This window comes from Candidatus Pantoea symbiotica (assembly GCF_056491525.1).
Window position 1 is genome coordinate 128,295 of the sequence record NZ_JBSZHR010000002.1, and the last position, 16,601, is coordinate 144,895.

Annotated in this window: 7 protein-coding genes; 5 read left to right on the forward strand and 2 right to left on the reverse strand. The window is 56.0% G+C overall.

Annotation, left to right across the window (positions count from 1 at the left end):
* Positions 1-73 precede the first annotated feature (73 nt).
* A complete protein-coding gene (locus tag ACXIZX_RS01255; RefSeq protein ID WP_479403463.1) occupies positions 74-6,142 on the forward strand; it encodes an autotransporter outer membrane beta-barrel domain-containing protein in 6,069 nt (2,022 codons plus the stop codon).
* 225 nt (positions 6,143-6,367) lie between these two features.
* Here the strand turns inward: ACXIZX_RS01255 and ACXIZX_RS01260 are convergent, their stop codons facing one another.
* The gene (locus ACXIZX_RS01260; RefSeq protein ID WP_479403464.1) at positions 6,368-10,501 is read right to left on the reverse strand and encodes an Ig-like domain-containing protein; all 4,134 of its coding nucleotides are present in this window, start codon (positions 10,499-10,501) and stop codon (positions 6,368-6,370) included.
* 429 nt (positions 10,502-10,930) lie between these two features.
* Between ACXIZX_RS01260 and ACXIZX_RS01265 the strand changes: the two genes are divergently transcribed.
* A complete protein-coding gene (locus ACXIZX_RS01265) occupies positions 10,931-12,475 on the forward strand; it encodes a methyl-accepting chemotaxis protein (protein ID WP_479403465.1) in 1,545 nt (514 codons plus the stop codon).
* Here the strand turns inward: ACXIZX_RS01265 and ACXIZX_RS01270 are convergent.
* The gene (locus ACXIZX_RS01270) at positions 12,472-13,422 is read right to left on the reverse strand and encodes an AraC family transcriptional regulator (protein WP_008105638.1); all 951 of its coding nucleotides are present in this window, start codon (positions 13,420-13,422) and stop codon (positions 12,472-12,474) included. The genes ACXIZX_RS01265 and ACXIZX_RS01270 overlap by 4 nt on opposite strands.
* Positions 13,423-13,525: 103 nt before the next feature.
* Here ACXIZX_RS01270 and ACXIZX_RS01275 point away from each other — a divergent pair, with 103 nt between their 5' ends.
* The 3 genes from ACXIZX_RS01275 to yncE all read left to right on the forward strand — a co-directional run bounded on the left by ACXIZX_RS01275 (position 13,526) and on the right by yncE (position 16,529).
* Positions 13,526-14,713, forward strand: coding sequence for an MFS transporter (locus tag ACXIZX_RS01275; RefSeq protein ID WP_008105635.1), 1,188 nt, complete (start codon positions 13,526-13,528; stop codon positions 14,711-14,713).
* Positions 14,714-15,051: 338 nt separating this feature from the next.
* Positions 15,052-15,261, forward strand: coding sequence for a YdgH/BhsA/McbA family protein (locus tag ACXIZX_RS01280; RefSeq protein WP_008105630.1), 210 nt, complete (start codon positions 15,052-15,054; stop codon positions 15,259-15,261).
* Between the two features lie 215 nt (positions 15,262-15,476).
* Positions 15,477-16,529 (forward strand): 7-bladed beta-propeller protein YncE, encoded by a 1,053-nt coding sequence (gene yncE / locus ACXIZX_RS01285; protein WP_061718351.1) that lies wholly within the window; start codon positions 15,477-15,479, stop codon positions 16,527-16,529.
* Positions 16,530-16,601: the final 72 nt, after the last annotated feature.

The following is a 16,601-nucleotide window of genomic DNA, read 5'->3' on the forward strand; positions in this document are numbered from 1 at the left end:
GTTTTATCCCCTCGCGATGAATTTAACGCTGTTGCAAAAACAGCGCGGACGCTGCACGCCCACTGGAGGAAGTATGAGGTTTAAATTAAATCCTATCGCATTAGGGATGTTGGCGGCGCAATTGCTGATCTATCCAGCAATGCAAAGTCAGGCTGTTACGTTGGGGACTTACACACCACAAAATAATGACAATCAAATAGGTAAAATTACCGTCAGCAGCGGCAATGAAACCCTCACCGGCAATCAGGCGTTCACGCCAGGAACAGATGGCGCAGTCACCACCACGCTCGGACAAGTAGCAATCACCTCGGGATCGCAGTATCTCAATCAGGATCGCCTTGATCCCGGCCCGCAAAACTTTGCTATCACTACGCCCGATGCGGCCACCGGCACCAACAGCACGTTCCAGGTTTACAACTCTGCGAGTCTTGTCGCATTAGCGCCCGTCACCAGCGCCACCAGCGTGCCGGATGTGCAAAACGTCAATAATGGCCAATATATCGACGCGCGCATTGCCGATGTCACCGGCGGCACGCTGGATGTGAATATCGGCCAGGCCAATGCGCTCAGCAGCGCCAGCACCAACAGCTGGACCATGGCAGCCAAGCAGACAGAGCTGTTTGATGTGAGCGGCAGCGGCACGGTGAACTGGAACAGCAACAACCGCATCAGCTTCTTCGGCTCAACCGCCACGCCAGACGGCGCAGGATCGGCCACCAGCAGCTATCAGGTGCAAAATCTTGCCACTTATAACGGTGGTTTCAGCGTGCAGACGCTGGATGGCAAAAGCACCAGTTTTACCGTCACTAACGCCAGCCAACTGCAAAGCTACAATAACTGGCTGATCAGCCAGCTGCAGGCAGGCAATCTCGATAAAACGCGCTATCTCACCGAATTCAACAAAGCCGTCACCTTCACCAATGCCAACATCGTCTACAACGTTAGCGCCACACCGCCAGATGAAGTCACGCAACCGATACTGAACCGCATTGTGATTAATGCCAGTGGCGCAGGCGCAAAAGTCAATCTGGCGGCGGGTAAAACGCTGGAAGTGGTGGGCGCAACCGGCGGAGCGATTAAAGCCTCCAACGGCGCACAAGCGGTGATTGATGGCAAGCTGGCGAGCCGTGGCAGCATCACTAATAACGGCACGGCGCTGGTGCTAACCGACAACAGCAGCGGGATTAACAACGGTGTGATTAACGGCGGATTCCTTAATCGTCAGGATGGCACCGGCATTGGCTCAACCGGCTACGGTGCCAATGGCGTAGCCGTGCAAACCGGCAGTACCTTCAACAACAACGGCATCCTTAACTTCGCCACCACCGGCAGCAATTCACAGTATGGCGTGGCCGGCATCAATCTTGGTGTGTCATCCACCGCTAATAACAGCGGCAATATCAACGTCGGCGTTAACGGTTCGAGTGCGCGCGGCACCGCATCCGGCGTGTTACTGACCGATGCCACATCCAGCTTTACCAATAACGCCAGCGGCAATATCTACATTGGTCGCGGACCGCAGAACAGCTTGGGTGAGGCGACAGCGGATACCGCGATGAACCAGAGCGGACTCACCAGCGGTATCGCTTTGGTCGCCAACGGCAACGCGGTCAACGATGGCAGCATTACCATCGGGACGAAAACGCAAAACGCAGCGGGGATGTCGGCGACGGGTGCTAATAACGCCACCATGATCAACACCGGCACCATCAATGTGAACGGTGCGGCCGCCACGATACCGCGTGAAAACGTCGGCATGCTGGTAACCAACAGCGCGGGCAACATCAATAACGCGGGCACCATCAACCTGAATGGCGTGAACGGCACCGGCCTGAAAGTGCTGGCCACCAATGGCAACACCGCCAGCGCAACCTCAACCGGCACCATCAACGTGGCAGGCGGCGCCGATCCGGCGAGCGGCACGCGCAACTATGGCGTGTGGGTGGAAGGGCAAGGAACGGGTACGGCGCAGGCCACCGTCGATGGCCCGATTAACCTCAGCGGCAATGGCGCGATTGGCGTGCATGCGCGTGGAAACTCCACGGTAACTGTTGATCCGGCTGCCGTGCCGACTTTCTCCAACGGTACCAATCAGATTGCCTTCTTTGCTTACGGCCCTAATGCGGTGATCAACGTGCTGGGCAATGATCCGTTTGATGTGACGACACAGAACTCGACGCTGTTCCGCGTTGAGCAGGGCGCTGATTTCCACGGCAACGCCCTGTCGCTCACCGCGTCGGGCGCCGGCTCTACCGCCGTGCTCGGCAGCGGCGCAGGCACGGAAGTGAGCAGCGACGCGGCGGTGATTAACGTCAGCGGCAGCGGTGCTAATGGCATCACGGTTGAAGGGGGCGCGACGGGCGTTATTGATGCCGCTACCACCATGAATCTTACCGGCAGCAATGCGATTGGCGCGATTGTTGACGGACAAAAACACGATATCTTTGGCAGAAACAGCGGCTCGCCGGTGACCAGCACCAGCCTGAACTCAGCGGCGGCATTGAATGCTTCGCAAAGTGGATTGACCGGCTACGTGGCACGCAATCGCGCGCAGCTGACCAACACTGGCGATATCACCTTCACCGGCGCCAATTCCACCGGCATTCGCGTGGAGAGCGGCGCAACCGGCACCAACAGCGGCAATATTAATATCAACGATGGCGGCACCGGCATCGCAGTGAACAGCGGCAGCAGCACCTTTGCTACCACCGCCAATAACACCGGTACGATTAACGTTAACGGCGGCAGCACCACCAGCCGCAGTCGCGGCGTCAGCGCCAGCGGCAGTCGTGCGGTAGCAAACCTGAATGGTGGGACGTTGAATTTGAACGGCACTGGCGCGATTGGTGCGGAAGCGCTGAACGGCGCACTGGTGAATATCGCCGCCGGTTCAGCGCCGGTATTCAACAACAGCGACCAGATTGCCTATCACGCGGCGGGCAGCGGATCGCGCATCAGCTCCGCCACCAACGCTTTAGACATCAATACCAGCGGCTCAACCGGTTATCGCATTGATGACGGCGCAGCGCTAAGTTTCGCCTCTCCAACAACCATTACCTCCAGCGCCAGTAACAGCACCGGCGCGATCATCTCCGGCAGCGGCAGCAGCCTGAATAGCAGCAATGCCAACTTCACCGCCAGCGGCCAGGGCAGCACGGCAATCCGCGCAGAAGGCGGCGCGAACGCCACGCTGGATAGCGGCAGCAGCATCAATCTCAGCGGCAGCAACGCGGTCGGCGTGCTGGTAAATAATCTGCGTACCGATTTAAGTAACGCGCTGGATGGTAGCGCGGCGGCCACCCGCGTCACCAGCAACGGCAACGTCAGCGGCGCGGGCAATGGCGCGATTGGCTTTGACGTCACCAACGGCGCAGAACTGGTCAACAACGGCAATGTGAATCTCACCGGCAGCAACAATATCGGTATCCGATCGCGCGCCGGCAGCACGCTGACCAACAACGGCGTGGTGAACGTGGCCAACGGCACCGGGCTGGATGTCTCCGGCAGCGGCAGCACGCTGGCGAAAGGCGGCACCATTAATGTCGATAACGGCACGGCGGGCGTGCGCATTAGCGATGGCGCGCAGCTGGCTTTAACCGGCAGCGACACGGTGATTACCACGCGCGGCAACGCGCACGGCATCTTGCTGGATAGCGGCGCGACCGCACTCAGCGCCAGCGACGCCACGGTGAACGTGCTCGGCAGCGGCAACGGCATCGAAAACCGCGCCGAGTTAAGCAACGTCGGCCTAAGCAATCTCACCATCAATGTCGGCGACGGCAACGGTATCCGCACCGCCGTGCCATTTGATCCAGCCTCAACCGTGACCACCAATGTAAACGGCAGCGGCACCGGGCTGAATATCGCTAATGCCGATGGCTCCACCACCAGCGGCGATCTCACGTTGGGTTCGGGCTATCAGTTTAATGTTACCGGCGCGGGCGGCACCGGTATTCGCGCCAATACCACGGGAAATGTCACCACCGCCGCCAATGTGAATATCGATAATGCGGCAGGCGGATCGGCGCTGGTCTCCAGCACCGCAGGCACCATCGTCAATACCGGCAACTTCACTTCCAACAGCCTGACGGCGCCGGTAGTGGATCTGCGCGGTGGCAAAACCATCTTCGAAAACCTCGGCAACATCATCACCGCCAATCCACAAACTGTGGCGGTGGCGGGCAGTAACGCCGATGACGAAATCCTGCTGACGGAAGGCGTAGTGCAGGGCGATATCAACCCAGGCGGCGGATCGGATCTGTTCCGCTGGACGGGCGGTACGCTCAACGGCAGCCTGACGATGGGCAACGACAACAACAACACCGCTGAAGTGAGTAATGTCGATCTCGGCACCACGTACCATCTCACCAGCGGCACCGGCACCGGTAACACCTTAACCTTCAACCAGATCGATTCACGCGGCGGCAGCTTCAGCGCTGACGATCTCAGCAAAGGGGTCAACCTCGGCAGCGGCTGGAGCACCATCAACTTCGCTAACACTAAATGGACGCTAACCGATAACCTGCAGCTGGCGCACAGCACCATCAATGTTGATGCGGGATCAACGCTGTTCGCCGGCGATAATGTGCATCCAACGCTGTCGGGTGGAACGGCGGATTCGCTGGTGGTGAACAACGCCGGTACGCTGGATCTCACCAACGGCGCGGGGTCGCCGGGCAACACGCTGGATATCGCGGGCTCGCTGGCATCGAGCGGCGGCCAGCTCAATCTGGTCACCAACCTGAATGAGGGCGGTGCGCTGAGCAACCAGTTCACCGACCATCTCAACGTCACCGGCAATACCAGCGGCACCACGCTGGTGAATGTGAAACTGACTGATGCCAGCACCGGCGCACTCACCGATCTCAATCAAAATGGTGGCGTGGAGGGCAACGAAGGGATCTCGCTGGCGCAGGTCGGCGGCAATGCCAGCGCTAACAGCTTCGCGCTGAAAGATGGCTATCTCGGCGCCGGGCCGTGGCAATATCGCCTCTACACCTTCGCGCCGGGCAGCAGCGATCCCAATCAACGTTTAGTCAGCGGCAGCGGCAATAACTATTGGGATTACCGTCTGGCGAACTACTACGTGTGTGAAGATAGCAACAGCTGCCAGCCGACCTTCGTCACCGATGCCTTTGGTACGCCGCAAAGCTACGATTCGCGTCCGGCGGTGGTGCCGCAGGTACCTTCCTATGTTTCCGCGCCGGTTGGTCTCGCCTATTACACCTCGGCGATTATCGACGATCTGCATAAGCGCCTCGGCGAACTGCGCCACGAGCAGACGCGTCCGGAAGGCAACGGCGGCGAGATGTTCCTGCGCTACATCGGCTCGAACCTGAAGTACAAGAGTGATAAGAGTTTCCGCGACTTCGGTTATGACTTTGACCTCGATTACAGCGCGGTGCAGGTGGGCGGCAATTTGCTGCGTCTCGACGGCGAGCAGGATAGCCTGCGCGGCGGTTTAGCCTATACGCGCGGTAATACGCGTATTCGTCCACATGCGGCCGACGGCTACAGCAGCACCACCTTCGACAGCGACAGCCTGGCGTTTTACGGCACCTGGCAGCGTCAGAGCGGTTTCTATCTGGATGGCGTGCTGTCGTTTGACTGGCATCGCGGCGAAACCGATATTGCGCGCACGCAAGAGGTGGCGAAGCTGAAAGGTAATGGCTGGACGGCATCGCTGGAGAGCGGCTATCCGTTTGAGTTGGGCGATGGCTATAAGTTGGAGCCGCAGGCGCAGCTGATGTACATGAAGCTGAATATGGACGACTTCACCGATAAAGACGGTAACAAGGTGCGTTACGGCGATTACAACCAAACCATTGGTCGTTTGGGCGCGCGTCTTGATCGTACGTGGACCGACGACAGTAATCGTCAATACACGCCTTATCTGCGCGCTAACTACTACAAAGGTTGGGGCGGCACGGCGGATACGTCGGTTTCTTCGGTGGATAATCCGGCGTTTGGCGCCACCTTCAGCAGTGGGAAGTTTGGTCAAATGTGGGAGCTGGGCGCAGGCGGTACAGCGACCTTGCAGAAGGATGTGTCGCTGTATGCTGAGGCGGATTATCGCAAAGAGATCGAGGGCAACGGTGCCAAAGGCTGGCGCTATAACGTTGGCGTTAGGTGGCAGTTCTGATTCCAGGTGCGCATAAATGCGCACCCTACGAAAACCGAACTCTGCCTTTGTAGGGGCGCCATTTATGGCGACCGCCAAAATTCCAGGTGCGCATAAATGCGCACCCTACGAAAACCGGACTCTGCCTTTGTAGGGGCGCCATTTATGGCGACCGCCGAATGACAGGCATAAAAAAACGGATGGCGCGAACCATCCGTTTTGCTCTAACTCATGGCGTTTTAGGCGTTAGATTGCCTGATACTGCTCATCCTGCAATGCAATCGGTGCAACGGTGCTGGTGGCAATACCTGATGTGGTAACCACAGACAGATCGGCCTGAGTCAGATTCAGATTAACCTGCTGTGCTTCCGCTTCTACGTTGCTACCCAGCAGCGTTTCTTCCGCATCGCTCAACAGCTCTGCGCCTGAAATATCGAACAGGCTGAACATCTCACTCTTCGTTTCAGCGACCGGACGCTCGCCAATGTGGAAGACGAATGGCTCGGTTTCCACGCCGTTGACCTTGGCAAATACGCTGTATTGGCCATCATCAAAGCGAGCATCCACTTCGATATACCACTTACCGCTGGCAGCAACACCGGTGAAGCCCAGAGAACGGCCATCCGTAGTCAGCAGTTCCACGACTGCATCAGGCTCACCTGAACCATAAATCACCACGCGGTGATCCTGGATCGCTTCGCCGTCTGATGGCTGGCGAGTGTCATAATCGAAAGCGCGACCAGAAACAGCATCAATACTTGCGGCATCCGCTTCGACAGTGAACTTGCGAGCCAGCAAGCTATCCTGGTTCTCATTTTGGACAGAAATGCTGTGATCACCATTAGCCAGCTTCAGTGAGTAAGACCAGGTGCCATCTTGCGCGGTGCGCACGCTGCCAACCAACTCGCCGTTGTCGTAGATTTCCAGCACGATATTCTGACCTGCAAGCCCACGCAGCAGCGGCGTTGAATCTTTTGTCACCGCACCGTATGCAATCAGAGCTTCACCCGCGTTATCGTCATAAACGTTGAAGTTGATGCCGATATTTTCAGGGTCAACCAGGCTGAAGATCAGCGTGCCGCCTTTGTTGCCCGCAACATCGGTGGCAATCACTTCGTGTCCGCCAGCTGCTAATGGTTCAGTGGTCTGGAAGCTCCAGCGACCGTACTCATTGGCAATAACGCTGCCTGCAACTTTGCCATCGATGGTGATGGTGACAACTGTGCCGGCAACGGCTAAGCCATTCAATACAGGCGTATTGTCATAGATTGTGGCGTTATACGCGAAGTCTTCAATGCCATCAAATTCGCTGATGCCACCCAGAACCCACGGTGCAAACACCTTCGCTGCAACCACTTCAAATACAAAGGCTTCGCCGGTGCTTTCGCCTACGGTAATCGCATGTTTACCCAATGAAAGGGTATTTTCTGGTTTGAATTCCCAGTTGCCATTGCCATTAGCCATGGTTGAACCAATTTCAGTACCGTTATCAAAGATGCGCACCAGCGTATTTGCAGGAGCATTTCCTTTGATCGAAGGTTGGGTATCGTCAGTTGAACCGTTGGCTGCAACCACATCTTTATCAAAGAACTCATCATTAACTTGCGTGATGCTGAAAGGATTCTCCGGCTCTACCGGCACTTCTGGTGCAGTGATCACGAAGTCGAACTGGGCACTGACATTGTCATTGCCGTCTTTCGCCACGATGCTGTGTGCACCTGCAGACAGCGGGTTGGTGACATTGAAAATCCAGCTGCCATCACGAACGCTGGTCACCACGGAGCCAATCTCTTTGTCGCCTTCGTACAGGCGAATCAGCACACCTTTAGGGCCGAATCCAGTAATCAGTGGCGTGGTATCCGCCGTTTCACGATCGCCGGTCTCTTCACCTGAGTTGCTGCCTACGAAGCTGATATCAACCGGAACTTTTACAACAATATTCCAGGCTTCAGTTTCTGTACCGTTGCTGCTTTTCACCACAAAGCTGTGGTTGCCGTTGACCAGATACGCTGGGTTAACCGGAGTGAATTCCCAGTAACCGGTGGATGAAACGCGGCGCTCGCCGATTTTGATACCATTGTCGAAAATTTGTACCAGACTATTTGGCTCTGCGGTACCTGACAGTTTCGGTGTGTCGTCATCGGTGGTGCCATTTTTCTCAACATAGCCGCCCTTGCCAACGTTATCGAGGATGTACTCGATCTCTGGTGTTTGTGGCTTGGTGGCTTCTGGCGCAGAAATGGTGATAACGAACGGCGCACTGGCGGTGCCTTCGGCGGTTTTGAACACCAGATTGTAGCTACCCAGCGACAGCTCCGGCGTCAGAGTCCAGCTGCCCCATGCATCACTTAAGGTTGAGCCCAGAACTTCATCGCCGTTATACAGACGAATAACAACGTTAGCGCCTGCACGGCCAAAGAAGCGCGGCGTAGTATCGATTGAAGTTGCACCTGAACCGATCAGTTGGTTGTAGCCAGCTGAGTTATCAAACGCACCCGACACTTCGATTGGCTCTGCTGCTGCAGAAACAATGGTCACCGGGAATGGCGTAGTGGCTGAACCTTCGCCCGCTTTGAATACCAGGTTGTAGCTGCCTGAAGTCAGCGTTGGTGTCAGGCTCCAGTTGCCGTAAGCATCAGACTTGGTTGAACCAATTTCTTGCTCGCCGTTATACAGGCGAATCACCACGTTAGCACCGGCTTTGCCATAGAAGTAAGGCGTGGTGTCTTTGATGGTGGCGCCCGGAGTCAGGTTGCGGTTATAGCCGTTTGAGTCTTCTAACGCGGCATAAATTTCAATCGGCTGCGAATCTGCGGAAATAATGTTAAGCGCAAACGGTGCACTAACTGAACCTTCTCCCGCTTTGAACACCAGATTGTAGCTACCTACTGGCAGAGAAGGCGTCAGGCTCCAGAAGCCCCACGAATCGGAAAGGGTTGAGCCAATTTCCTGATCGCCGTTAAACAGGCGAACGATAACGTTAGCACCCGCTTTACCGTTGAAGCGTGGAGTAGTGTCCTGGGTGCTATCGCCGGATTTAAGTGATTTATAGGCATAGCGGTCAGAATCATCGATAGCGTTGGAAACGATGATCGGCAGTGAATCCGCGGTGGTAATGGTCAGTGCAAACGGTTTGCTGTCTGAACCTTCACCAGCTTTGAACACCAGGTTGTAGCTGCCGGCTGGCAGAGTAGGAGTCAGAGTCCAGAAGCCGCTTGACGATGCCAGAGTAGAACCAATTTCCTGGTCGCCGTTAAACAGGCGAACGACGACATTAGCGCCGGCTTTGCCGGTAAAGCGTGGCGTGGTGTCCTGGGTGGTGGAGCCCGGCGGGATTTCGCGGTTGTAACCTTGTAAATCTTCTGAGGCTGCATAGACTTCGATTTTTTGTGCATCTGCAGAGGCAATATTGATCGCGAACGGCTTGCTGTCTGAACCTTCACCGGCTTTAAACACCAGGTTGTAGTTACCGGCTGGCAGAGTCGGGGTCAGGGACCAGAAGCCACTTGACGATGCCAGAGTAGAACCAATTTCCTGGTCGCCGTTAAACAGGCGAACAATGACATTAGCGCCGGCTTTGCCGGTGAAGCGTGGCGTGGTGTCCTGCGTGGTGGAGCCTGGCAGGATCTGGCGGTCGTAACCTTCCAGATTATCTAAGGCTGCATAGACTTCGATTTGTTTAGATTCAGGCGTCACAATGTTCAGGACATAAGGCTCGCTTGACGTTTTACCCGATACAAAGGTCAGGCTATGCGCACCGCCGTCCAGTTTGGCAGTAAAGCTCCACTGGCCATTACCATTAGCCTGCACCGAACCGATTTCCTTCTCACCATCAAAGATTTTGACGACGGAGTTTGGCGTGGCGCTGCCGGTGAAACGTGGCGTGGTGTCATTAGTAGTGCTGCCAGACTGCAGATATTGGGCATAGCCCGCACTGTCATCAATGGCTTGCGCCACCAGAACCGGCTGTTCAGGCTGAGCGGCTACGGAAACATCATAGCTGGCTGAAACGGGGTTGCCCGCGCCAGCAACCTGCACGGTGAATTGGTGTTCGCCCGAGGTAAACGCATCAGACGACCAAACCCACTTACCGGTTGGCGTGGCATTGATACGTGCAATCTCAACGCCGTTATCAAAAATGATAATCTGTTTGTTCGCTGTAGCACGACCTTCGAAAATCAATACGCCTTTTTCCGCATCGCCGCCAGATTCAATCGGGGTCAGTTTGTTATTCAGCGGGGTGCGGATGGTATCGATGATTGCTTCGTTATACTTGATGGGCACAATCGGTGGTAATTGTGCCGCAGCGGTTGCGATGGAAGCAGTATTGGCGCTGGTTTGCGCTGTACGTGTTGCGTTTTGGTTTTTAGTGGTGCTCATATTTACAGTCCTATTGTCATACTGCGCTCATGGAAAAAACTGACGCAGTATTTAGAACTTCATGTAATAAAATGACGAGAAATGTCCCAATAAAGGTTAAGCTTTCTGTTAAAGCTTCTTTTTTGTTTTTTATTTATAAAATTCAATAAATTATGATTTATTAATTTTTTAAATTATTTGTTATATCTCTGCCACTTAACGTCCCCGCATCGCCAGCATCCCTTGCGCGACAAAACTGGAATCTGAATTACTCTAAATAAATTTTTATCGGTTGTTATTCCCGCAGATTTTGTGAGCCATTCCTTATTGCCATGCACGGCAAGACAAAAAACAGCCCGCCACGCTAAAGCCCAGCGCATGCGCTGCCGAAAAGGTAAAAAAGCGTAATCGATTTTTTTCTTTTAGCCTGCGTCTTGCAAGGACACACACATGCGTAACAACCAGCCCGTCACACAGCGCGAGTTCGCTTTTGACGATGACGCGACGTTGATGTCGACCACCGATCTCAATAGCTACATCACCTATGCCAACGACGCCTTTATTGAGGTGAGTGGCTTTAGCCCGGAAGAGGTGAATGGGCAGCCCCATAACATGGTGCGTCATCCAGATATGCCGCCAGAGGCCTTTGCCGATATGTGGACGACGCTCAAGCAGGGCGAGCCGTGGACGGCGCTGGTGAAAAACCGTCGTAAGAATGGCGATCACTATTGGGTGCGCGCCAACGCCATTCCGGTGGTGCGCGAGGGCAAAGTGCAGGGCTTTATGTCGGTGCGTACCAAGCCGTCAGCGCAAGAGGTGCGTCAGACCGAAGCGCTCTACCGCGATTTCCGCGAAGGCCGCATCAAAGGACGTCGCTTCCATAAAGGATTAATCGTCGGCACCGGCTGGCGTGGTCTTGGCTCGATCCTGAAAACGCTGCCGCTGCGCTGGCGTATTCGCTCCACTTTATTAACGCTGTTGCCGCTTTCGGTGATTGGCGTTTGGCTGCTTGGCCTCGCACCGCTTGCCATTGGCTGCTTTGCTGGCGGCATGGCGGGCCTTTTGCTGCTGGCGAGTCTGTGGCTGGAGCAACAAATTTCACGTCCGATGGAACGCATGTGCCGTCAGGCATTAAGCGTGGCGACCGGCGCCAGCCATAAAGTGGAACAGATCGATCGCGTCGATGAGATTGGCGTCACGCTGCGCGCCATCGGCCAGCTCGGCCTGATGTTCCGCTGGCTGGTGGATGATGTTAGCGGTCAGGCGATTAATGTGCTCAGCGCCAGCGATGCTATTGCGCGCAGCAATGACGAATTGAGCCGCCGCACCGAACAAGCTGCCGCTAACGTGCAGCAAACCGCTGCCACCATGAACGAAATGACCGCCACGGTGAAGAGCAACACCGATACGGCAAAAGAGGTGAATGGCTTATCGGAAAACACCAGTCACGCGGCGATCAAAGGCGGCAAGGTGATGCAAGAGATGGTGGGGATGATGGCGGAAATCGCCGACAGCTCGAAACGTATCGCCAATATCACCAGCGTGATTGACGGCATCGCCTTCCAGACCAATATTCTGGCGCTGAATGCGGCGGTGGAAGCCGCGCGCGCCGGCGAGCAGGGCAAAGGATTTGCGGTGGTGGCCGGTGAAGTGCGCAGCCTCGCACAGCGTAGCGCCAAAGCCGCCAGCGAAATCAAAAACCTGGTGGAAACCAGCGCCAGCCGCGTGCAGTCCGGTAGCGATCACGCTGATGCGGCCGGGCACACCATGCAGGAGATTGTCGATCAGGTGCAAAATGTCACCGCGTTGATCGCGCAGATCAGCGGCGCGACTGCCGAGCAGGCCATCGCGCTGACGCAGGTCAGCACCGCAGTGGAAGATCTCGACGATATCACCCATCAAAACGCCGCGCGCGTGGCGGAAAGCGCTGAAGCATCCGGGCGCATGAAGCATCAGGCCAATCGTCTGGTGGAAGCGATCAGCGTGTTTCGTTAACGCATTTCACGTTCGGCGCGCAGTGCGCCGGGCGGCGTGCCGACAATGCGTTTGAACGCACGGCTAAATGCCGCCAGCGAACCGTAACCGAGGTGGAAGGCGACGCTTTCCACCGCTTCGCCTTCATGCACGATACGTTCCACCGCCAATCGCATACGCAGCTCAGTAAGATAACGCAGCGGCGTCATGCCGGTTGCGCTCTGGAAGCGAGCGGCAAATACTGAACGCGAGCTGCCGGATTCCCGCGCCAGCCGTTCCACCGTCCAGTTTTCACCAGGTTCACGATGCATCGCCGCCATCGCCAGGCTGAGACGCGGATCGCGCAACGCCTGCACCAATCCGCTGCCTTTGCCGCAGCCGTTCTCCACCCAGCCACGCACAATCTGCGCCGCCACCACATCCGCCAGCCGCGACAGAATCCCGGCGAAACCGGCTTTGCGCTGCCGTGTTTCGCGCTCCATCGCATCGAGAATTGGTTGGATTTCCGGGTACTGCGCCAGCAGCGTACTCACCAGCATCACATCCGGCATGGTATGCACCAGCGGCTGCATGCCGCCGAGTTCAAACGCCATACAGGCGCTAAACAGAATCACATCGCTGTCATCTGGGCATACGTCTACGCCGTCGCCGATGGCACAGACGCTGTCGCAAATAGGGCGGCTGTTAAAAGTCGAAATGGGTTCACAGATTGCCTCTTCGCTGGAGATCAGTGCGTGCGGCTTACCGTGCGGGATCAGCAGCGCATCGCCCGCCTGCAGCGGATAGATCACGCCAGAGGCCGAGCGGATCAGTAACGATCCGCGCCCAACAAAGTGCAGCTGCGCCTTGCCTGGCGCGTCCTCATATTGCAGGCCAAAGGGCGCATGCAGCGCGATACGCTGATATTTGACGCCGTACAGGCGCATGCCCATCAGCAATTCACTGGTCAAATCTTCATAGCGGCTCATACGAATCCAGACGAATAATCAAAAAACAAAGTTTCTGCATCATAGATCGTCTGGTGATCAGTCACTATGCTTAACGCTAAATATTTTGTGATGGGGATCACAGATGAGCCTGGATACTGAAGTTATCGAAACACCACTAGAAGTGGATAAACCGGCGTGGGGCGCAGTGTTTGCCATGGCGTTTGGCGTGTTCGGCCTGATTACCGCGGAATTTCTGCCGGTCAGCTTGCTGACGCCGATTGCCGACACGCTGCACATCAGCGAAGGGCAGGCGGGACAAACCGTTACCGTGACTGCGCTGGTGGCGCTGCTCACCAGTCTGGTGATTGGCAACGTGACGCGTCAGCTTGACCGTCGTGTGGTGATGCTGGCCTTTACACTGCTGCTGATTGCCTCCGCGCTGCTGGTGGCCTTTGCCGAGAATCTGCCGATGATTCTGCTGGCCCGCGTGCTGCTGGGCGTGGCGATTGGCGGCTTCTGGACGCTCTCCACGGCAATTACCATGCGTCTGGTGCCGAGCGATCAGGTGCCGCGCGCGCTCTCCATCGTGTTCAGCGGCATTTCGCTGGCGACCATTATTGCTGCGCCGCTCGGCAGCTATTTGGGCGGCATTATTGGCTGGCGTAACATCTTTATGCTGACCGCCGCGCTGGGCGTGCTGGCGCTGCTGTGGCAGTTCTTCACCTTACCCGCGATGCCGCCCGTCAATAAAGCGCGCAGCGGTGGCGTGCTGGATCTGCTGCGTAAAAGCGTGATGCGCTGGGGCATGCTGGCGGTGATCATGATGTTCACCGGCCACTTCGCCTTCTTTACTTATCTGCGTCCGTTCCTCGAAGGCAGCGCGCAGCTTAACGTCAATCAACTGTCGCTGGTGCTGCTGGCGTTTGGCGTGGCGAACTTCTTTGGTACTTCGCTGGCCGGTTATCTGGTGACGCGCAGCGTATCGCTGACGTTAACCGCGATGGCGCTGGTGATGAGCGTGACCGCGCTGCTGTTGGTGAGTTTCGGCGAGGTGTCGTGGCTGGTCGCGGCGGGCGTGGCGCTGTGGGGGCTGGCATTTGGTTCGATGCCAACCGGCTGGTCAACGTGGATTTCCCGCGCGGTGCCGGACGATGCTGAATCGGGCGGCGGTTTGCTGGTCGCTACCATTCAGCTGGCGATCACCGCTGGTGCCGCCGCCGGTGGCTGGATGTTCGATCTGCAAGGCGCTGGCGGCGTGTTCCTCGCCAGCGGCGTGCTGATGCTCTTAGCCGCCATCACCATCTTCACCCGCGTCCGCCACCACGGTTAACCCGTAGGGTCGCCATTCATGGCGACCTTGCCATCAACCGCACGAATCACAATGTCGCCATAAATGGCGTCATGTTTGTCAGATACGCGTAAATCGGTCGCCATAAATGGCGACCCTACGAAACCTCACCTATCACAGCCATAAATCCTGCCTTTTAATTAAATGTCAGATTTTTAACCCTTTGCACAAAGGTTAACCCAAATGTGCTTTTTACGTTCAAAATATTCGAACAACAACGGCAAATCTCTCCGCTTTTTACTGATCGATTCTGCGACTACTATGTATCTCAACAAGGCGATGACGCCTTAATCAATCAAACGTACATTAAGGAATTGACCATGAAATCTATCAAAACTTTTGCTGCTGTTATCGCTCTGACCGTTCTACCATTCGCTAGCTTTGCGCAAAGCATCACTGCAACCGCTTCAACGCTGGATGGTGCAGAAGCGCAAATCGCTGCTCAGGCGCACGAAGCTGGTGCTTCCTATAAAGTGACCGAAGCCAACTTCAACAACGGCGTGCACATGACTGCCGAACTGACCAAATAAGTTGCGTTAACGTTCTGTGCTGACAGGGTGCCTTCGGGCGCCCTGGCGGCGTTGGTAACCTGATAAAATCCTGTCACTTTCCCTTCGAAATGATTACTATTCTCAAAAAGTAACGTCCTTCGTCGGCTCGCCTCGGGCTGTCTTTTTAAATATTGGTTGTAATGTCGGGCTTTCACTTCACTGCCATCAGGCGGTGTTTTTGCTATGGAGAAGTTATGAAGGCGAATAAAAAATCATGGGCGCTGCGTCCACTGCTGTTGGCAACGGCGCTGTTCTCGACCTCTGCGGTGATGGCGGCAGAATCTCAGCCGCTGAATCAGGTGATCTCAAAAGGCGCTTACGAACTGGCATTCAGCAACAGCGACAACGCACTGTTTCTCGCGACCGCGCAGAGCACAACCGACAAAAAAGGCGGCACCGTTTATCGCCTCGATCCGCAGGATTTGGCGGTGAAGCAAACCATCAATACCGATCTGCCGACCTTTGGCGCGGCGATTAACCAGAAAACCAACACCCTTTACTTCGGTAACACGCGTGACGGTTCACTGACCGCAGTGGATGCCACCAGCGGTAAAGTGATCAACACACTGGTGCTGGATGGCCGTCAGCGCAGCGAAACCGTGCGTCCGCTGCAGCCGCGCCAGCTGGCCGTCGATCCAGCAACCGATCGCGTTTACATCACCGGCCTCGGTGAGCAGAGCGTGGTGTGGGTGGTGGATGGCAAAACCCTGAAACTGATCAGCACCGTGCCGAACACCGGCAAGATGGGCACCGGTTTGGCGATCGATTCTGCGGCGCAGAAATTGTATGTCACCAACTCCGACGGCGAACTGGTGACCATCAATACGCGCCTGAACGCGATTGAAAAACGTCAGAAAATTGATGGCGATAAAGATCACTTTTTCCTGAATATTTCGCTGGATACTCAAGGCCATCGCGCCTTCCTCAGCGACTCAAAACAGTCGCAGGTGCTGGTGCTGGATACCCGCACGCAGCAGGTGATCCACAAGATCGATGTGCCAGAGTCGCTGGCAGTGCTGTTCAATGCCGATCGTGATGAGCTGTACGTTACGCACCGCAAAGCGGGCGAAATCAGCATCATCGACGCCAGCAGCTACAAAGTGAAACGCACGGTAAAAGCACCGGGCCTGCCAAACAGCCTGGCGGTTTCCGCCGATGGTAAAACCCTGTTTGTCAGCATCAAGCAGCCGGGTTCACGCAAAGAGCCACCAAAAAATCCCGATAGCGTTTTGCGCATCGAACTCTGATCGGTAGTTTTCTGAAACTGAGAGGCGGCTTATGCCGCCTTTTGCATTTCTGCCATCTGCGCCGTTTTTATC